This window comes from Cellulomonas terrae, from assembly GCF_007990265.1.
GTDB lineage: Bacteria > Actinomycetota > Actinomycetes > Actinomycetales > Cellulomonadaceae > Cellulomonas > Cellulomonas terrae.
On the sequence record NZ_BJWH01000022.1, the window covers coordinates 28,993 to 47,483 of the forward strand.

General features: G+C 73.9%; 17 protein-coding genes. 11 read left to right on the forward strand and 6 right to left on the reverse strand.

Features of this window, described 5'->3' with window-relative positions; all coding sequences use genetic code 11:
- Window positions 1-6: 6 nt before the first annotated feature.
- Both CTE05_RS16745 and CTE05_RS20770 read left to right on the forward strand, forming a co-directional pair.
- Entirely contained in the window at window positions 7-306 is a 300-nt protein-coding gene (locus tag CTE05_RS16745) for an MTH1187 family thiamine-binding protein (protein WP_146847446.1), read from the forward strand.
- A 153-nt stretch (window positions 307-459) separates the two neighbouring features.
- Entirely contained in the window at window positions 460-1,872 is a 1,413-nt protein-coding gene (locus CTE05_RS20770) for a hypothetical protein (protein WP_146847447.1), read from the forward strand.
- A gap of 7 nt (window positions 1,873-1,879) precedes the next feature.
- Here the strand turns inward: CTE05_RS20770 and CTE05_RS16755 are convergent, their stop codons facing one another.
- A complete protein-coding gene (locus CTE05_RS16755) occupies window positions 1,880-2,851 on the reverse strand; it encodes an alpha/beta hydrolase (RefSeq protein WP_146847448.1) in 972 nt (323 codons plus the stop codon).
- Complete coding sequence (locus CTE05_RS16760) at window positions 2,848-3,807, reverse strand: zinc-binding dehydrogenase (RefSeq protein WP_146847449.1); 960 nt, start codon at window positions 3,805-3,807, stop codon at window positions 2,848-2,850. The genes CTE05_RS16755 and CTE05_RS16760 overlap by 4 nt, the downstream gene beginning before the upstream one ends.
- A gap of 46 nt (window positions 3,808-3,853) precedes the next feature.
- Between CTE05_RS16760 and CTE05_RS16765 the strand changes: the two genes are divergently transcribed.
- Window positions 3,854-4,540 (forward strand): DUF5995 family protein, encoded by a 687-nt coding sequence (locus tag CTE05_RS16765; RefSeq protein ID WP_146847450.1) that lies wholly within the window; start codon window positions 3,854-3,856, stop codon window positions 4,538-4,540.
- On the opposite strand, the gene CTE05_RS16770 is transcribed toward CTE05_RS16765, so the two are convergent.
- The 3 genes from CTE05_RS16770 to CTE05_RS16780 are packed head-to-tail and all read right to left on the reverse strand — an operon-like array spanning window position 4,537 to window position 7,828.
- Entirely contained in the window at window positions 4,537-5,244 is a 708-nt protein-coding gene (locus CTE05_RS16770) for a maleylpyruvate isomerase N-terminal domain-containing protein (protein WP_146847451.1), read from the reverse strand. The two genes, CTE05_RS16765 and CTE05_RS16770, sit on opposite strands and share 4 nt — an antisense overlap.
- A gap of 22 nt (window positions 5,245-5,266) precedes the next feature.
- On the reverse strand, window positions 5,267-6,502 hold the full coding sequence (metX, locus tag CTE05_RS16775; protein WP_146847452.1) for a homoserine O-acetyltransferase MetX: 1,236 nt from the start codon (window positions 6,500-6,502) through the stop codon (window positions 5,267-5,269).
- Between the two features lie 6 nt (window positions 6,503-6,508).
- Window positions 6,509-7,828 (reverse strand): bifunctional o-acetylhomoserine/o-acetylserine sulfhydrylase, encoded by a 1,320-nt coding sequence (locus tag CTE05_RS16780; protein ID WP_146847453.1) that lies wholly within the window; start codon window positions 7,826-7,828, stop codon window positions 6,509-6,511.
- A 449-nt stretch (window positions 7,829-8,277) separates the two neighbouring features.
- Here CTE05_RS16780 and CTE05_RS16785 point away from each other — a divergent pair, with 449 nt between their 5' ends.
- The gene (locus tag CTE05_RS16785; protein WP_146847454.1) at window positions 8,278-9,669 is read left to right on the forward strand and encodes a C40 family peptidase; all 1,392 of its coding nucleotides are present in this window, start codon (window positions 8,278-8,280) and stop codon (window positions 9,667-9,669) included.
- Window positions 9,670-10,026: 357 nt separating this feature from the next.
- Here the strand turns inward: CTE05_RS16785 and CTE05_RS16790 are convergent, their stop codons facing one another.
- The gene (locus tag CTE05_RS16790) at window positions 10,027-10,524 is read right to left on the reverse strand and encodes an inorganic diphosphatase (RefSeq protein WP_055916810.1); all 498 of its coding nucleotides are present in this window, start codon (window positions 10,522-10,524) and stop codon (window positions 10,027-10,029) included.
- Window positions 10,525-10,689: 165 nt separating this feature from the next.
- Between CTE05_RS16790 and dacB the strand changes: the two genes are divergently transcribed.
- The 7 genes from dacB to folP all read left to right on the forward strand — a co-directional run bounded on the left by dacB (window position 10,690) and on the right by folP (window position 18,489).
- Complete coding sequence (gene dacB / locus CTE05_RS16795; RefSeq protein WP_146847487.1) at window positions 10,690-12,102, forward strand: D-alanyl-D-alanine carboxypeptidase/D-alanyl-D-alanine endopeptidase; 1,413 nt, start codon at window positions 10,690-10,692, stop codon at window positions 12,100-12,102.
- A gap of 9 nt (window positions 12,103-12,111) precedes the next feature.
- Complete coding sequence (locus CTE05_RS16800; RefSeq protein ID WP_146847455.1) at window positions 12,112-13,167, forward strand: Rv3626c family coenzyme F420 biosynthesis-associated protein; 1,056 nt, start codon at window positions 12,112-12,114, stop codon at window positions 13,165-13,167.
- On the forward strand, window positions 13,164-14,156 hold the full coding sequence (gene tilS / locus CTE05_RS16805) for a tRNA lysidine(34) synthetase TilS (protein WP_146847456.1): 993 nt from the start codon (window positions 13,164-13,166) through the stop codon (window positions 14,154-14,156). The genes CTE05_RS16800 and tilS overlap by 4 nt, the downstream gene beginning before the upstream one ends.
- A 34-nt stretch (window positions 14,157-14,190) precedes the next feature.
- On the forward strand, window positions 14,191-14,745 hold the full coding sequence (hpt, locus tag CTE05_RS16810) for a hypoxanthine phosphoribosyltransferase (protein ID WP_055916816.1): 555 nt from the start codon (window positions 14,191-14,193) through the stop codon (window positions 14,743-14,745).
- 109 nt (window positions 14,746-14,854) lie between these two features.
- Window positions 14,855-16,882, forward strand: coding sequence for an ATP-dependent zinc metalloprotease FtsH (ftsH, locus tag CTE05_RS16815; protein WP_146847457.1), 2,028 nt, complete (start codon window positions 14,855-14,857; stop codon window positions 16,880-16,882).
- A 35-nt stretch (window positions 16,883-16,917) separates the two neighbouring features.
- Complete coding sequence (gene folE, locus CTE05_RS16820) at window positions 16,918-17,517, forward strand: GTP cyclohydrolase I FolE (protein WP_146847488.1); 600 nt, start codon at window positions 16,918-16,920, stop codon at window positions 17,515-17,517.
- 33 nt (window positions 17,518-17,550) lie between these two features.
- Window positions 17,551-18,489, forward strand: a complete 939-nt coding sequence (gene folP / locus CTE05_RS16825; RefSeq protein WP_246123708.1) for a dihydropteroate synthase — start codon at window positions 17,551-17,553, stop codon at window positions 18,487-18,489.
- Window positions 18,490-18,491: the final 2 nt, after the last annotated feature.

The window sequence follows — 18,491 nt, forward strand, 5'->3', positions numbered from 1 at the left end:
GACCGCATGCTCGTCGCCTTCTCCGTCGCCCCGCTCGGTGCGGGCGAGTCCGTGACCGCCGCCGTCGCCGATGCCGTGCGCATCGTCCGCGAGTCCGGTCTCCCGAACCGCACCGACGCGATGTTCACCACGATAGAGGGCGAGTGGGACGAGGTGATGGACGTCGTGAAGCGTGCGACCGAGGCGGTCGGCCGGCACGGCGACCGGGTCAGCCTCGTGCTGAAGGCGGACATCCGCCCGGGCCACGACGGCGAGCTGACGGGCAAGGTCGAGCGCGTCGAGGCGGCGCTGACCACGTTCGAGTGATGTGACCGATCTTGCCCGGGCACGCCGGGCCGACGGGCTGACTGGCCGAGCGTGCTGTGGGACAGTGTGGTCGCACGTGTGCCGGTCGGGGCGCGCGTGCGGACGAGCGGGAACGTGCAGCTGGCGGCGGCGTGCCCAGGAAGGCCGGGACTGATGCCTCTCTTCGAGCTCGACGACGGCCGGCCGCGCCTCGTCCAGCCGATGCAGCCTCTGACCGGCTCGTTCGCGCAGGAGTGCGCGTCCCTCCTGGCGCACCACCTCGCCGCCATCGCCGGCGAGCCCCTGTTCGCGGTCCGGTCCCGTACCAACGCACCGGACCACGCCGACCTGCCCGAGCTGCTCGCGCTGGACGCGACGGGTCGCGCGGTCGTCGTGGACGTCGTGCAGGTCGTCGACGACGACGCCGTCATCGCGGCGCTCCGGCACGCCGGGGCGGCGTCCCGGATGACCACGACGGACCTGGCGCGGGCCTACCACCCGGACCCCAGCAGGTTCGCGGTCGACTTCGCGGCGTTCCGGGAGCAGGCGGCGTTCGGCGCACAGTCCAACCGCCGCGAGGGCGTGCGTCTGGTGCTCCTCTGCTCGGAGGTCGCCGCCGAGGCCGGTGACACGCTCGGCTTCCTGCGCGGCCCCGGCCGGCACGTCGACGTGCTGCAGGTCGGCGTGGTGCGCGGGGTCGACGACCGGCGGCTCCTGGACGTCTCCCCGCTGGCCACGCACGAGGGTGCGCGCCGCTCCGTCGAGCCGACCGCCCTGCGGCTGGTGCGCTCGAGCGAGGGCTTCGCCTCGGGCAGCCAGTTCGAGCAGAACCTCCCGCCCGTCCCGCACGTGCGCACGCCCGCCACGGGCGAGCTGCGTGCCGTGACGCCGCCCCCGGTGGCGACGCCGGCCGTGCCTGCACCGACCCCGCTGCGCACGCCGCCGACGACGGCCCCGATCCCGCAGGCGACCCCGCGCGCGGCCCCTCGACCGACCCCGGCGCCCGTCTCGACGCACGTCCCACCACCGACCGCGGACAAGCCGCGGGTGTCGTCGACGGTCCACGACGCGCCCGCCACCCTCACCCCGGTGTTCGGGCTGCGGTCCGCCGCCGACCAGCTGGTGCCCCGCACCCCGCCGCGGGACCGCGCCGAGCCGGTCACGGGCCCGCGCCCGTCCGCCCCGCTGCCCGCCCCGTTGCCCATCTCGTCGAGCTTCCCGACGGTCCGCCCGCCCACGTCGCCGATCCCGGCCGGGCACCAGACGACCACCAAGGAGATCGCCCCGGTCCGCGAGTCGTGGCCGGACGGCGGTCAGCAGCCCCTGCCGGAGCTGGCCACTCTCGCCAAGAGCCGGCGCGCGATCACGACGCTCGTCTGGGTCCGCGAGCGCCGCGGTCAACGCCTCCTCGCGATGCTGCGCACGGACGGCCTGATCGAGCTCCCGACGGGGGAGCTGCACGCCGACCCCGACGAGGCTGCGTCGGCGTCGGTCTCGGCGGAGAACCCGATCGACGGCTGGCGGGCGTGGCGGCTGGGCGAGGGCGGCCCGACGCTCGCCGAGGCCACGGGCATCCTGCGTCCGTGAGGACCGCTCAGCCCCAGCCGTAGGCCGAGGACCAGCGGTCGATCTCCGCGTAGAACCGGTCGCGCACCGGCCGGGGCGACAGCGCGAGGTCGTGCACGCCGTCGCGGATCCGGACGACGGTCACGTTCGACCCCAGCTGCACCGCGCGCCGCGCGAGGAGCTCGACGTCGAGCACCACGTCGGCGTGCCGCATGTCCTCGCTCCACCGCGGGCTGATGACGGTCCGGCTGGACGCGCACATGAGGATCGGCGCCTCGATGCTCAGCCCTCGGGCGACGCGGGCGTGCCCCGACATGATGGCCTGCAGCCAGCCGGCGCGGACGGGGAACGACGGCGTCGGCCGCCAGGTGGTGTCGTAGGTCCACTCGCCGCCGCTGGCGCTGCTCAGGGTGCGGGCGTAGTAGCCGGGGTCGATGTTGGGCATCGGCGCCTTCGGCTGGAACCGGGCGATCCGCGCGACCGCCGGGGCGCTGATGTGCCGGAGCACCGACGACCCCTGCAGCTCGAGCCACGGGCTGTTGAGCACCAGGCCGCTGAGCTCGCCGGGGTGCCGGTTCGCCCACAGGGCCGCGACGAGGCCGCCGGTCGAGTGGCCCATGACCATGACGCGGGCGCGCGCACCGAGGTCCGTCGTGACGACGTCGAGCGCCGCCTCGATCTCCTCGTCGTAGGTCTCCAGGTCCGCGACGTACCCGGGCGTCTGGCCCGGTCGCAGGCTGCGGCCGTACTTGCGCAGGTCGAGGGCGTAGAACGCGGCCCCGCGGGCGTGCCAGTACTCGGCGAGGCCGGTCTGGAAGAAGTAGTCGGACCAGCCGTGGAGGTAGAGGATCGCGCGCGACGGGCGCAGCGGCTCCGCGCTCGGCGGGGCGTGGCGGACCAGGCTCGCGACGACGTCGCCCTCGTCGTCGGGCTGGAGCACGAGCGTCCGCACCTGGTAGTCGGGCCCCAGGATGTCCTCGGCCCATCCGCCGCCCGTCAAGGCTCGAGCACGATCTTGCCGAACTGGTCGCCGTCGACGAGCCGCCGCAGGGCGTCGCGCGCGCGAGTGAGCGGGTACGTGGAGTCGACCAACGGGCGCACCCCGGTGCGGGCGAGGAACGCGAGCAGGTGCCCGAGGTCATCGCGGGTGCCCATGGTGGTGCCGACGACGGTGATCTCCTGGAAGAAGATCCGCGTGAGCTCGGCCGGCTCGGCGTCCCCGCTCGTGGCTCCGGCGACGACGATCGTCCCGCCCGGCCGCACGGACCGCACCGAGTGCGACCAGGTGGCCCTGCCGACGCTCTCCAGCACGATGTCGACGCGTGGCACGCGCGCGCCGGGCTCCACCGCCGCGGCGGCACCGAGGCCGAGCGCGCGCGTCCGGCGCTCGTCGGAGCGGCTGGTCACGATCACCTCGAGCCCCGCTGCGGCACCGAGGAGGATCGCCGCCGTGGCCAGCCCGCCGCCGGCGCCCTGGACCAGGACCCGCTGCCCGGGCGTGGCGCCCCCGGACCGGAAGAGCATGCGGTAGGCGGTGAGCCAGGCGGTCGGCAGGCACGCGGCCTCGACGAAGCTCAGCTCCGCGGGCTTGTCCACCACGTTCCAGGTGGGCACGGCGACCTGCTCCGCGAGGGTCCCGGGGTACCGCTCGGACAGGAGGCTGCGGGGCTCGTCGGCCCCCACGCCGTGCCCGCTCGCCCCGCCGACGACCCCGTGCACGACGACCTCGCGCCCGTCGGCCGTGACCCCCGCGGCGTCCGTGCCCAGGATCATCGGCAGCGCCTCGGCCCGGAGACCGACCCCGCGCAGGGTCCACACGTCGTGGTGGTTCAGTGCGGCGGCCCGCACGTCGACGACCGACCAGTTCTCCCGGCGCTCCGGTGCCGGCTGCTCACCGACCTCGAGCGCGCTGACGGGGTCGTCGGACGAGAACCGGGCGGCGTAGGCGGCGAGCACGGGCCCAACGTATCCGTCGGGCGCCTGCTCTGTGATGCTGGACGGCGTGAGCAGCGGAGCGATCGGGGCGGTCGTCGCGGAGATGGACCGGGTCCGAGCCGGGCTGCCCCGGCGGGACGGGATCGGTGTGTTCATCGACGTGTACCGCCAGGTCACTGCGCTGGTCGCGGACCGCGTGACCGACGGCACGTTCGCCGACCCCGCCTTCATCGAGGACCTCGACGTGCGGTTCGCGCAGGTCTTCCTCGACGTGCCGCGCGCGCTCGCGGCCGGCCGGCCGGTGTCGAAGGCGTGGGAGCCGCTGATCGAGCGCCGGGCGACCCGCGGCGTGCTGCCGATCCAGCTGGCGCTCGCGGGGATGAACGCCCACATCAACCACGACCTCGCGATCGCCCTCGTCGCCACCTGCCGGGCGCGCCGACGTGAGCCGGAGTCGGGGTCGATCCGCGCGGACTTCGAGCAGGTGAACGCCGTCCTGGCGGAGGTCGTGCGGCCGATCAGGCGCTCGTTCCTCGACGAGGCGGTGGTCCGCTACGGCTCGGCCGCGTCCCCGGTGGCGGACCTGGTGTCGAACTTCTCCATCGACAAGGCGCGTGACGCCGCGTGGGTCTCCGGGCTCACCCTGTGGCACCTGCGTGGCGTCCCGTTCGTCCCCGCCGCGGTCCGGGACTCGCTCGCGCGGACGGTCGGCCTGGTGAGCCGCCAGCTGCTCACCGTCGTGGAGCTGACCTAGAGGATCGGCAGCATCCGACCGAGGTCCGGCACCCCGTCGGAGGTGTAGCGCGGGTGCAGGGCGACGGCCAGCAGGTCGACGTCGTACGCCTGCCGGCCGGCCGCGAGGCGGACCCACAGGCGCGGGTCGGCGATCTCGAGGCTCCAGCCTCCACGCGCCACGACGATCTCGAGCAGCGCGTCGGCGACGAGCCGCAGGGCGCCGGGGTCGACGGGGTCCGGGCCGCGCGGCACCGACCGCGCCAGGTCGTCCGCGTGCACCACGAGCTCCAGCACCCGCGACACGGCCATCGTGCTGAGCAGCACCGGACCGCGGCGGGCCTGCACGACGAGGTCGTCGGGCCCGAGCTCGTCGAGCCGCGCGAAGGCCGCCCGCGCTCGGGCGTCCACCTCCCCGACCGGGTCGTGCGCGATGTCCACCGCCAGCTGGCGGGTGGTCTCCGCGATGTCCGCGGCGCGGGCGACGTACGTCCCGACGTACTCGCCGAACGTGTACGGCACGGTGCCGTCGGGCAGCGGCACGCACACCGCGAGCGCCTCCATCGCGCGGCCCAGGTGCGCGACGAGCTCCGCGACGGTCCACCCGTCGAGCACGGACGGGTCGTCCGCGACGTCGTCGTCGACCACGTCGGCGATCCAGGACCGCAGGCGCTCCCACTGGGCGTGCAGGGCGGTGCGGGCGTCGGCGAGCTCGGCGGAGGGCATGACGCCATCGTGCCGCAGCCTGCTACCGGCGCGCGCCCTGCTCCAGGAACTCCTGCACGTACGCCCCCACCAGGTCCTCCTCGATGAGGAAGCCGTCGTGGCCGTAGTCCGAGTGGATGGTGTGCAGCGACGCGTCGGGGATCCCGGCGGCGATCCGCTCGGACTGCGCGGGCGGGAACAGGCGGTCGGAGTCCACCGCGATCACGAGCGCGCGCGCGGTGACCGAGGCGAGCGCGGCGCTCACCCCGCCCCGGTCGCGGCCGAGGTCGTGCGTGATCATCGTCCGCGTCAGCACCACGTACGTGTTGGCGTCGAACCGGCGGCTCAGCTTGTCGCCGTGGTGGTCCAGGTACGACTGCACCGCGAACCGGCCGCCCTCGAGCGGCTGCTCGCCGCCCTGCGGGATGCGCCCGAACCGCTGGTCGAGCTCCTTGGCGCTGCGGTAGGTCTGGTGCGCGATCTGCCGGGCCAGGCCGAGCCCGACGTGCGGCCCGTCGCCGGCGGCCGCGTCGTAGTAGTCGCCGTCGCGGTAGCGGGGGTCGGCGCGGATCGCGGCCAGCTGCGTGTGGAACCCCGCGATCTGGTCGCCCGACGTCTGCGCGGCGGTGGCGATCGCGGCGATGGACCCGACACGCTCGGGGGCGCTCGCCGCCCACTCCAGCACCCGCAGGCCGCCCAGGGACGCGCCGATGACGAGCGCCCACTCGTCGATGCCGAGCAGGTCGGACAGCCGGATCTCGGCGGCGACCTGGTCGCGCACGGTCAGCAGGGGGAACCGGCTGCCCCAGGGCTTCCCGTCGGGCCCCGGTGACGCCGGTCCGGTGGAGCCCTGACAGCCACCGAGCACGTTGGGCGCGACGACGAACCAGCGGTCCGTGTCGATCGGCGCTCCCGGTCCGACCATCGACGACCACCAGCCGGGCGTCGGGTGCCCGTCGCCGGCCTCGCCGGTCACGTGCGAGTCGCCGGTCAGCGCGTGCAGCACCAGCACCGCGTTGGTGCCGTCCTCGTTCAGCTCGCCCCACGTCTCGTACGCGAGCCGCACGGCCGGCAGCCGGCCACCGGACTCGAGCTTGAGCGGGCCGAGGTCCGCGAACTGGCGGCGGCCCACCGGGTCGCCGTCGCGCCAGGCGGCGCTCGCCGGGACGGGCGGCCGGTCGGTGGGTGCGACCCGGGACCCGAGGGTCCGCGGCCGGGCGGGGGTGAGCGTCGCCGACCCCGTCGTGGGGTCCGACGGGGTCGGCGGCGTCGTGCTCATGCTCGGTCAGGCACCCTTCGCGGCTCGGAACCCGGCGTCCAGGTCAGCCAGGATGTCATCGATGTGCTCGATGCCCACGGCGAGCCGGACCAGCCCGGGGGTGACGCCGGACAGCGCCTGCTCCTCGGGGGTGAGCTGGCTGTGCGTCGTGGACGCCGGGTGGATGACGAGCGAGCGGACGTCGCCGATGTTGGCGACGTTCGAGTGCAGCTCCAGCGCGGACACGAAGGCCTGCCCGGCCTCGGTGCCGCCCTCGAGCTCGAACGCGAGCACCGCGCCCGCGCCGCGCGGGGCGTACTTGAGCTGCGCGGCGTGCCACGGGCTCGACTCCAGGCCCGCGTAGTGCACCGCGCCGACGTCCTCGCGCGCCTCCAGCCACGCGGCGACCTTCTGCGCGTTCTCGACGTGCCGCTCGACGCGCAGCGACAGGGTCTCGATCCCCTGCGCGATGAGGAACGCGTTGAACGGGGAGATCGCCGGGCCGAGGTCGCGCAGCAGCTGCACGCGCGCCTTGAGGATGAACGCGAGGTTCACGCCGAAGATGCCACCGACGCCGAGGTCCCGGGCGAACACGAGCCCGTTGTACGACGGGTCGGGGGTGTTGTAGTTGGGGAACCGCTCCGGGTGCTGCGCGAAGTCGAACGAGCCGCCGTCGACGATGACGCCGCCGATCGCGGAGCCGTGACCGCCCAGGTACTTCGTCGCCGAGTGCACGACGATGTCGGCGCCCCACGTCAGCGGGTTGATCAGGTACGGCGTCGCCACCGTGTTGTCGACGATCAGCGGGACCCCGGACTCGTGCGCGACCCCGGCGACGAGCTCGATGTCGAGGATGTCGGCCTTCGGGTTCGGGATGGTCTCCGCGAAGAACAGCTTGGTGTTCGGCTGGACCGCGTCCTTCCACGCCTGCGCGTCGTGCGGGTCGGTGACGAACGTCGTCTGGATGCCCAGCTTCGGCAGCGTGTAGTGCAGCAGGTTGTACGTGCCGCCGTAGAGCGAGGGGCTGGCGACGATGTGGTCACCGGCCTCCGCGATGTTGAGGATGGCGAGCGTCTCGGCGGCCTGGCCCGAGGCGACGAGCAGCGCCCCGACGCCGCCCTCGAGGTCGGCGATGCGGTTCTCGACGACCTCCTGCGTGGGGTTGCCGATGCGCGTGTAGATCGGGCCGAGCTCCTTGAGCGCGAACCGGTCGGCGGCCTGCTGCGCGGAGTCGAAGACGAAGGACGTCGTCTGGTAGATCGGCAGCGCGCGGGCGCCCGTGGCGGGGTCCGCGGTCTGGCCGGCGTGGATCTGGCGGGTCTCGAAGTTCCAGCTCTCGTTGCTCACGGTTCAGCGCTCCGTTGTCGATAAGGGATCTGGGGGACCGCGGAGGGGCTTCGGCAGCCGACGTCCGTCCCGCGGAGGGGGTGGAGTGGCGCACGGATCGAGCCATGGCTCGGGCGGGACGTCGAGGCCGCCGTGATGGCGACCTGCCCGCGGGCACAGCCGAGCGTGCGCTGGGTCAGCGACACATTCGGCGGGACATGGGCTGAGACTAAGCGGATCCGTCCGACAACTGAAACAGCCGTCTCATCAGGTGGTCGTCGGTCTTCTCACCAGGCGTCATTGCGGCGAACGGGTGATCTCTGCGAGAACCTGTCCGGTTCCTCCCAAAGCACATCGATGTGACTCGTGGGACTGGTGTGACAGATGTTCTCTTCTGGGATTTCCGCCGGTAGCGTCCCCCGAGGACGGCCGCTGACGGCCGTGCTTCGACGTCGGGGAGGGCGTTCACGGTGAGCCACAGCAGGAACACGCGCAGGGCGCTCGTCGCAGGCGCCCTCGTCGCCGCACTGCTGTCCGCCGGTGCCTCCAGCGCGCTCGCCGACCCGACGCCGCCCTCCGCGCAGGACGTCCAGCGTGCGCAGGGCGCAGTGAAGTCCGCGGAGCGCTCCGTCGCCTCCATGGAGGTCCGGCTCGCCCAGCTGAGCGCCGAGACCGACGCGGCCGAGCTCAAGGTCCAGCAGGCCGGCGAGGCGTACAACCGCGCCGTCGTCGACGCCGACGCGGCCCAGCAGGCCTCGGATGACGCCGTCGCGCGCTCGACGGAAGCGGCCGCCACCGCCGAGGACGCCCGCCGCCAGCTCGTCGCCATCGCCCGCGAGGTCGCCCGGTCCGGAGGCTCGACCGACCTCCTCCAGGCGCTCCTGTCGTCCGAGGGCTTCCAGGACGTCGCCCGCCGCAGCACCGCGCTCGACCGCATCAGCGGCAAGGCCGACGAGGCCGTCCAGGAGTACCGGGCGACCCAGCTCGTCGCCACCACCCTCGCCGACCGCGCCACGCAGGCCGCCGACGCGGCGAAGGCCGCCAAGACCTCCGCCGCCGACGCGCTGGCCGCCGCCGAGAAGGCGCAGACGGACGCCGTCGCCGCGCAGACCGCCGCCGCGACCGAGCGCGACGGCCTCATCACCGCCCTGGCCGCCGCCCGTCAGACCAGTGCCGAGGTCGAGCGTGCGCGCCAGGACTTCGTCGACCAGCAGCGCCGCGAGCGCGAGGAGGCCGCCGCGCGCGCCGCCGCCCTGCGCCCGGTCGTCGCGCCGCCGACCAGGCCCGCCGCGCCGCCGGCAGCCGGTGGCGGGACCACCGCACCCCCGGCGACGACGACCCCGCCCGCCACGACCACCCCACCGGTCACGACGACCCCGCCGGGCACGACCACCCCGCCGCCCGTCACGACCACCCCGCCGCCCCCGGTGGTCACCCCGCCTCCCGCACCCTCGAACCCCCACGGCCTCGGCACCGGCCGCTCGCGCGGATCGGCCGCCGGCGGCGCCTCGGCGCTCGCCTGGGCGCAGACCAAGACGGGGCTGCCGTACGTCTGGGGCGGCGTCGGTCCCGACGGGTACGACTGCTCCGGCCTGACGATGGGCGCCTGGCGCACCGCCGGCGTCAACCTCGCGCGCACCACCCGGGACCAGTACAAGCAGGTCCTCAAGATCAGCTACAACGACCTGCGCCCCGGCGACCTCGTCTTCTGGTCGACGGACCCGAACAACCCGGACGCGATCTACCACGTCGCGATCTGGGCCGGCGGCGGCCAGATCATGGAGGCCTCCAAGCCGGGTGACCCGCTGCGCACGACCTCGATGCGCTGGGGCAGCACGATGCCCTTCGCGGGCCGCCCGTAACCGGCACCGCTCCACGACGTCCGCACTCCCGGGGCAGGAACCCGACTGAGCTCCCCGGCCAGAGCGCGCAACGTCCGCACTCGTGTGGGTCAGCACCCCTCGGAGTGCGGACGTCGGTGTCGCCTCAGGTTCTGCGTGGGTCAACGCGTGTCGGGGGACCAGCCGGCGCGGCGGAGTGCGCACCGCCGCCGGCGTCACGGAGGACGGCCCGGAGCAGGGTGCGACGCCTGTCGCGTCGGACCCGGTCCAGCACCGAGGAGACCGCGTCGATGGTGAGCTGCGCCGCAGTGACCCCCAGACTGCGGATCTGCGGCCGGGTGAGAAGGCCCGCCTGAGTGCGGACGTCGTGGGGTTGGGTCAGTGGTTGTAGTAGTTCGTGTCGATGGCTCGCTGGCGGCTGCGTTCGATCTCCGCCTCCGCCTCCGAGCGGCCTACCCAGTGGGCGCCCTCGACGGACTTGCCGGGCTCCAGGTCCTTGTAGACCTCGAAGAAGTGCTGGATCTCCAGGCGGTGGAAGTCGGACACGTCGTCGATGTCCTGGCGCCACGCGGCGCGCTGGTCACCCGTGGGGACGCAGAGCACCTTGTCGTCGCCGCCGGCCTCGTCGCGCATGCGGAACATGCCGAGCGCACGGGCGCGGATGAGGCAACCGGGGAACGTCGGCTCCTCCAGGAGCACCAGGGCGTCCAGGGGGTCGCCGTCCTCGCCGAGCGTGCCCTCGATGAACCCGTAGTCGTCGGGGTAACGGGTGGAGGTGAACAGCATCCGGTCGAGGCGGATACGCCCCGTGGCGTGATCCACCTCGTACTTGTTGCGCTGACCCTTCGGGATCTCGATCGTGACGTCGAACTCCACAGCTGCTCCTCCACCCACGTCCGCGCCCAGGTTCCGGGACCGGCGGCCGCGACGCTCGTCATGGTGCGGCGCGCCGGGGTGTCTGGGGCGCCCTTGTCTCGGACAGTAGTCTGACGCACCGCGGGACGGGGCGTCCCACCGGGGAACGAGCAGGGCGGGGTGACGATGACCACAGCGGCGAGAGTCGTCGGCGTCAGCGCGCTCGTCCTCGTGCTGGCGGGCGGGGCGTACGCGACGGCGGACGCGTACGACGTCGTCCCGGGCATGGTCACGCTCGCCGAGGTCCCGCCGGACCCGTTGCCGTTCCCGACGGCGCCGGGCGCGGTCGAGCCGGTCGACACGGTGCCGGCGCTGCCGAACCTCGACCCCCAGGCGCCGTTGCCCGCGGCGGCGAACGTGCAGGCGCTCGTCGACGGGCTGGTGAAGGACCCGCGCATGGGCGCGAGCGTCGGGGTGGTGGTCGCCGACCAGCTGACCGGGGACGTGCTCGGCGCGCACCTGCCCGCCGACGGTCGCACGCCCGCGTCGACGGCGAAGCTGGTCACGGCGGTGGCCGCCCTGAGCACCCTCGGGCCGGACGTGACCTTGCCGACGAGCGTCGTGCGCGGCCCCGGCACGAGCATCGTGCTCGTCGGCGGCGGGGACATGATGCTCGCGGCGGGTGCGGGGGACCCGACGGCCGTCGTGGGCCACGCCGGGCTGGCCGACCTGGCCGCGCAGGTGGCCAAGGAGCTCCAGCTCGAGGGCGCGACGACGGTGAGCCTCGGTTTCGACGACTCCCTGTTCACCGGCCCGACCCTGAGCCCGACGTGGAACCCGGCCGACGTCGCCGCGGGGTTCGTCGCGCCGGTGACGCCGCTCGCGGTGGACACCGCGAAGATCAAGCCCGGCGAGTACCCGCCCCGGTACGCGGACCCGTCGCTCGCGGCGGCGAACACGTTCGCGCAGCGGCTCGCGGAGGTCGGGATCACGGTCGACGGGAACCCACGACGGGCGCCGCGGCCGGAGGGCGGGCGGGAGATCGGCGTCGTGCAGTCGGCCACGCTCGACGGCATCGTGCACCACTTCCTGGACACGTCCGACAACGCGATCACCGAGGTGGTGAGCCGCCTCGTGGCCATCGACCAGGGGCTGCCGGCGTCGTTCGAGGGCGGGACGACCGCCGTCCTGCACGCGGTGAGCGTGGCGGGCGTCGACACCGCAGGGGCGCACCTGTCCGACGCGTCGGGGCTCGGGGCCGGGTCCGTCCTGCCGCCCGACCTCCTCCTCGGCCTGCTGCGGCTCGCGACGGACCCCGCGCACGGCGTGCTGCGGGACGTCGCGACGGGCATGCCGATCGCGGGGCTGACGGGCACGCTGAGCGACCGCTACACGCAGTCGCCGGCACGGGGGCTGGTGCGCGCGAAGACGGGCAGCCTGCCGCACGTGACGTCACTGGCGGGCACGGTGCTCGACGTCGACGGGCGCCAGCTGGTCTTCGTGGTCCTCGCGGACGCGACCCCCGACGGCGGCCAGTGGGGCCCGCGCGCGGCCATCGACTCGTTCGTCACCGCGTTGTCCGGGTGCGGCTGCGGTTAGTTTGACTCGGTGGACACCCCTGAAGGACCTGTCGACTGGGAGCTCGCAACCCGCATCGCCGGCCGGCTGGCCGCGCCGGGGCCGGTGGCGGACCGCGCGGAGCTGACCGCGCTGGTCGACGAGCTGCGCGACGCCGCCGGCCGCGCGGCCGTGCACGCCGCGGCGATCACCGGCCTCGCGGCGGCGGACGGGACCGCACCCGAGCAGGTCTCGACGGTGCTGGTGGTGGACCGGCCGCGCTGGGCCCAGGCCAACGCCGAGGTGTTCGCCGCGATGACCGGTCCGCTGAGCACGACGTCCCCGTCGGCCACCGCGCGCGCGGGTGCTGCGGTGCAGGTCGGCGGGGTGCTGGCGCTCCTGTCCGGCAAGGTGCTCGGCCAGTTCGACCCGTTCACGACGACCGTCGACGGCCGTGGCCGGCTGCTCCTCGTCGCCCCCAACGTCCTGCACCACGAGCGCCGGCTCAAGGTCGACCCGTCGGGCTTCCGCCTCTGGGTGGCCCTGCACGAGCAGACGCACGCGCTGCAGTTCGCCGCGGCGCCGTGGCTCGCGGACCACCTGCGCACCCGGGCCGCCGAGCTGCTGACCGACCTGGCTGCCGACAAGGCGCTGGTCCCGCGGCTGGGCGAGCTGCTCGGGGCGGTCACGCGGGCCGTCACCGGCGGCGCCGACGACGGGGTGGGCGTGCTCGACCTGCTCTCGACGCGGCAGCGGGAGGTGTTCGAGGAGGTCGGCGCGGTCATGGCGCTGCTCGAGGGGCACGCGGACGTGGCGATGGACGAGGTCGGCCCCCGGGTGGTGCCGAGCGTGCGCGCGATCCGCAAGGCGTTCGAGGCGCGACGCGACGAGGCGGCGAGGTCACGCGGGGTGGACCGCGTGCTACGGCGGCTGCTGGGCCTCGACACCAAGCTCGCGCAGAACCGCGACGGTGCGGCGTTCGTCCGGGCCGTGCGCAAGGACGTCGGCCTCGACGGGCTGAACGCGGTGTGGGCGTCGGCCGACCACCTCCCGCGACCGCAGGAGATCCTCGACGCGCGCGCCTGGGTGCGCCGGGTGCACGGGTGACCGGTCCCGCTCGCGAGGTGGCGGCGGTGCGCTCGGCGGTGGCCGCCGCCGTCGCCGACCTGCCGCCGGACGCGCTGGTTCTCGTCGCCTGCTCGGGCGGCCCGGACTCGCTCGCGCTCGCCGCGGGGACAGCGTTCGTCGCGCAGCGGTCCACGCGGACCGGGACGCCGTGGCGTGCGGGGGCGGTCGTCGTCGACCACGGGCTCCAGGACGGCTCGCGGCAGGTGGCCGACGACGCCGCGGCCGCGTGCCGTCGGCTCGGGCTGCCGACGGACGTGGTCCGCGTGCAGGTCGGCGGGCGGGGCGAGGCGGCTGCGCGGGACGCCCGCTACGCGGCACTCGACGGTGCCGCCGACGAGCAGGGTGCCGCTGCCGTGCTGCTGGGGCACACCCTCGACGACCAGGCCGAGACCGTGCTGCTGGGTCTCGCGCGCGGGTCGGGCGCCCGGGCGCTCGCGGGCATGCCGACCGCGCGCGGGCGGTTCCGACGGCCGCTGCTCGGCCTGCGCCGGGTCGACACGGTGGCCGCCTGCGCCGCGCTGGGGCTGCGGCCCTGGCACGACCCGACGAACGACGGCTCGCACGCCGACGCGTCGCTGCGCAGCCGGGTCCGCAGCGACGTCCTGCCGACGCTGGAGCGCGTCCTCGGTCCTGGCGTCGCCGAGGCGCTGGCGCGGTCGGCCGAGCAGCTGCGCGACGACGCGGACCTGCTCGACGCGCTGGCGGAGGACCTGCTCGACGCGGCCCGCACGGCCGACGGTCTGGAGGTCGCCACGCTGCACGCGGCCCCGCCGGCGCTGCGCACCCGTGCTCTGCGGTCGGCCGCGATCGCCGCGGGGAGCCCGGCCGGTGCCCTGACCCGGGCGCACGTCCGGGCGGTCGACGCGCTGGTCACGGACTGGCACGGGCAGGGGCCGGTGGCCCTCCCGGGCGGGATCGCGGTCAGCCGGGCGTGTGGCAGGCTTGCTCTGAACACGGCCCCCGCGTAGCGCGGTCACGGGCAGACCAAGAGGAGCAACTGCGGTGGATCCTGCGGACATGGGCGACGACCTCGAGCGGGTGCTGCTCTCCGAGGAGCAGCTGCACCAGCGGCTCGACGAGATCGCGGCGCAGATCGACGCCGACTACGAGGGCAAGGACCTGCTCCTCGTGGGCGTCCTCAAGGGTGCGGTCATGGTGATGGCGGACCTCGCGCGGCGCCTGCACTCGTCGGTGCAGATGGACTGGATGGCGGTCTCGTCGTACGGCTCGGGCACCAAGTCGTCCGGCGTCGTGCGGATCCTCAAGGACCTCGACGCGGACCTCACCGGCCGGCACGTGCTGATCGTCGAGGACATCATCGACTCCGGCCTGACGCTCTCCTGGCTGCTGTCCAACCTGCGTTCGCGCGGCCCGGCCACGGTCGAGATCGCGACGATGCTGCGCAAGCCCGAGGCGTCCAAGGTCGACGTCGACGTCCGGTACGTCGGGTTCGACATCCCCAACGAGTTCGTCGTCGGCTACGGCCTGGACTACGCGGAGAAGTACCGGAACCTGCCGTTCGTCGGCACGCTCGCTCCGCACGTCTACGGCGCCTGAGGTCGAGTGCGCCCTCGGTGAACACGGTCGGTCCCGCCCAGGTTCCCCGTGTAACTTCGAGGCCACCTGTCCCGCGAGCGGAGGTTGAGGGGCTCTGCCCCGATCGCCCATGAACGTCAAGCGACTAGCCCGAGGCCCCATCCTGTGGGTCGTCATCGCCGTGATCCTGCTGTACATCGGCGCGTCCACGCTCGCCGCCCCGAAGATCAGCAAGATCGACACGTCGGACGGCATGACGCTGATCGCGGACGGGAAGGTCGAGCAGGCCAAGATCACCGAGGGCGTCCAGCGCGTCGACCTGACGCTCGCGGAGGACTTCGTCAAGGGCGAGGACAACCTGGGCAAGCTCGTCCAGTTCAACTACGTCGTCCCGCAGGGCGAGTCGGTCGTGACCGCCATCGCGGACGCCGACCTGGACGAGGGCTACACCTCGGTCGTCCCGCAGACCGCGTGGTGGGCGAGCCTGCTGAGCTTCATCCTCCCGCTGATCATCATCCTGGCCATCTTCTGGTTCCTGATGTCGAACTCGCAGGGTGGCGGCTCGCGCGTCATGAGCTTCGGCAAGTCGAAGGCGAAGCTGGTCAACAAGGAGTCCCCGCAGGTCACGTTCTCGGACGTCGCCGGGGTCGACGAGGCGGTCGAGGAGCTCCAGGAGATCAAGGAGTTCCTCGCGGAGCCGGCCAAGTTCCAGGCCGTCGGCGCCAAGATCCCCAAGGGCGTCCTGCTGTACGGCCCTCCGGGCACCGGCAAGACCCTGCTGGCCCGTGCGGTCGCGGGTGAGGCGGGCGTGCCGTTCTACTCGATCTCCGGCTCGGACTTCGTCGAGATGTTCGTCGGCGTCGGTGCCAGCCGCGTGCGGGACCTGTTCAACCAGGCCAAGGAGAACGCCCCGGCGATCATCTTCATCGACGAGATCGACGCGGTCGGCCGGCACCGTGGCGCCGGCATGGGCGGCGGGCACGACGAGCGCGAGCAGACGCTCAACCAGATGCTCGTCGAGATGGACGGCTTCGACGTCAACGCGAACGTCATCCTCATCGCCGCCACGAACCGCCCCGACATCCTCGACCCGGCGCTCCTGCGCCCGGGCCGGTTCGACCGTCAGGTCGCCGTCGACCCGCCCGACCTCAAGGGCCGCGAGCGGATCCTCACGGTGCACTCGCAGGGCAAGCCGATGGCGCCGCACGTCGACCTGAACGTCGTGGCCCGCCGGACCCCCGGGTTCACGGGTGCGGACCTGGCCAACGTCCTCAACGAGGCCGCGCTGCTCACGGCCCGCACCGGCCAGCAGACCATCACGGACCACACGCTCGACGAGGCGATCGACCGCGTCATCGCGGGACCGCAGAAGCGCACGCGGATCATGAACCCCAAGGAGATCAAGATCACCGCGTACCACGAGGGCGGTCACGCCCTCGTCGCGGCGGCGCTCCGGTACACCGACCCGGTCACCAAGGTGACGATCCTGCCGCGCGGCCGGGCGCTCGGGTACACGATGGTCATGCCGACCGAGGACAAGTACTCGACCACCCGCAACGAGCTGCTGGACACGCTGGCGTACGCCATGGGCGGTCGCGTGGCCGAGGAGCTCGTGTTCCACGACCCGACGACGGGCGCCAGCAACGACATCGAGAAGGCGTCGGCGACGGCCCGCAAGATGGTCACGCAGTTCGGCATGAGCGCCCGGCTCGGTGCGATCCAGCTCGGCCAGGCGTCCGGCGAGGTCTTCATGGGCCGCGACATGGGCCACGGGCGGGACTACTCCGAGGATGTCGCCGCCTCGATCGACCTCGAGGTCCGCGCCCTGATCGAGCGGGCGCACGACGAGGCCTGGGAGATCCTGGTCGAGTACCGCGACGTGCTCGACGCCCTGGTGCTGGAGCTGCTCGAGAAGGAGACGCTCAACCAGGAGCAGCTGGCCACGATCTTCGCGCCGATCACCAAGCGTCCGCCGCGGCAGGTCTGGCTCTCCAGCGCCCAGCGCGCCGTCTCGGAGCGTCCGCCGGTCATGACTCCCGCCGAGCTCGCGGCGCAGAACGGCCACCCGATCATCCCCGAGGACGAGGCCGCCGAGGCCTTCGGTCACCCGTCGGAGCAGATCATCGAGGTCCCGCCGTCGCAGACGCCGGACGCGTAGGGGCGGACGTGAGCACTCAGCTGCAGGGTGACGGCATCGGACCGGTCTCGTTCACCGGCACTGCCGTCGGCGAGTACGACCAGGACCGCGTCGAGGCCGCCGTCCGTGAGCTCCTCCTCGCGGTGGGGGAGGACCCCGACCGCGAGGGGCTGCGCGAGACGCCGGCCCGGGTCGCGCGGGCGTACCGGGAGATCTTCGCGGGTCTCTACCAGGAGCCCGGCGACGTCCTGACCACCACCTTCGACATCGGCCACGAAGAGATGGTGCTGGTCAAGGACATCGAGGTGTACTCCACGTGCGAGCACCACCTCGTGCCGTTCCACGGGGTCGCGCACGTCGGCTACATCCCGGGCACGGACGGGCGCATCACCGGTCTGAGCAAGCTGGCCCGCCTGGTCGACGTGTACGCGCGCCGGCCGCAGGTGCAGGAGCGGCTGACGTCGCAGATCGCGGACGCCCTGGTCAACGAGCTCGAGCCGCGCGGCGTGCTCGTCGTCGTCGAGTGCGAGCACCTGTGCATGTCGATGCGCGGCGTCCGCAAGCCCGGGTCGCGCACCGTGACCTCCGCGGTCCGGGGGCAGATGCGCGACGTCGCCACGCGGGCCGAGGCCATGAGCCTCGTGCTCGGTCGCTGACGCCCTCGTCGGCAACACCCTAGGCTCGGCACCGTGACTGGCCCCTCCGCCCGCCCGGCACCCCTCCCGGCCCGGTTGCACGGGCTCGACCGCACCCTTGTCATGGGCGTCGTCAACGTCACCCCGGACTCCTTCTCGGACGGCGGTCGCTGGTTCACCCCCGGTGCGGCGGTGGCGCACGGCCTGGAGCTGGTCGCGCAGGGGGCGGACCTGCTGGACGTCGGCGGGGAGTCGACCCGGCCGGGCGCGCGCCGGGTGGCCGTCGAGGACGAGCTGGCCCGGGTGCTGCCGGTGATCGAGCAGCTGGTGGCGCACGGTGCGACGGTGAGCATCGACACGACCCGCGCGGTGGTCGCGGAGGCGGCGGTCGGGCGCGGCGCCTCGATCGTCAACGACGTGTCGGGCGGGCTGGCCGACGACGAGATGTACGGGGTCGTGGCGCGCACCGGCGCGGTCTACGTCGCCATGCACTGGCGAGGGCACGCCGACGTGATGGACGACCTGGACGACTACGACGACGTCGTGACGGACGTGCGGCGCGAGCTCGCCGCGCGGGTCGCGGCGCTGCGGGCGGCCGGCGTGCGCGACGAGCAGGTGGTGCTGGACCCGGGCCTCGGCTTCGCGAAGGCGGGGAGCAGCAACTGGCCGCTGCTCGCGCGGCTGCCGGAGCTGGTGGCGGACGGGTTCCCCGTGCTGGTCGGCGCGAGCCGCAAACGGTTCCTCGGCCACCTCCTGGCGGGCCCGGACGGCGAGCCGGCCCCGCCGCTGGCGCGCGACCGGGCCACGGCCGCGGTGTCCGCGCTGGCGGCCGCGGCAGGGGCCTGGTGCGTGCGGGTGCACGAGGTGGCAGGCTCGGCCGACGCGGTGCGGGTGGCGGCCGCGTGGCAGCGAGGGCAGAGCGCGCCGGGCCCGGGCACCGACGACGAGCTGGCCGTGGACGAGGACGCGAGGACCGGAGGGAGCACGCGGTGACC

Bases quoted from the DNA above. Each gene is read 5' to 3' on its own strand.
- dacB (WP_146847487.1), top strand. From the start codon at position 10,690: ATGACCACAGCGGCGAGAGTCGTCGGCGTCAGCGCGCTCGTCCTCGTG.
- metX (WP_146847452.1), bottom strand. From the start codon at position 6,502: ATGAGCACGACGCCGCCGACCCCGTCGGACCCCACGACGGGGTCGGCG.
- CTE05_RS20770 (WP_146847447.1), top strand. From the start codon at position 460: ATGCCTCTCTTCGAGCTCGACGACGGCCGGCCGCGCCTCGTCCAGCCG.
- ftsH (WP_146847457.1), top strand. From the start codon at position 14,855: ATGAACGTCAAGCGACTAGCCCGAGGCCCCATCCTGTGGGTCGTCATC.
- CTE05_RS16745 (WP_146847446.1), top strand. From the start codon at position 7: ATGCTCGTCGCCTTCTCCGTCGCCCCGCTCGGTGCGGGCGAGTCCGTG.
- CTE05_RS16770 (WP_146847451.1), bottom strand. From the start codon at position 5,244: ATGCCCTCCGCCGAGCTCGCCGACGCCCGCACCGCCCTGCACGCCCAG.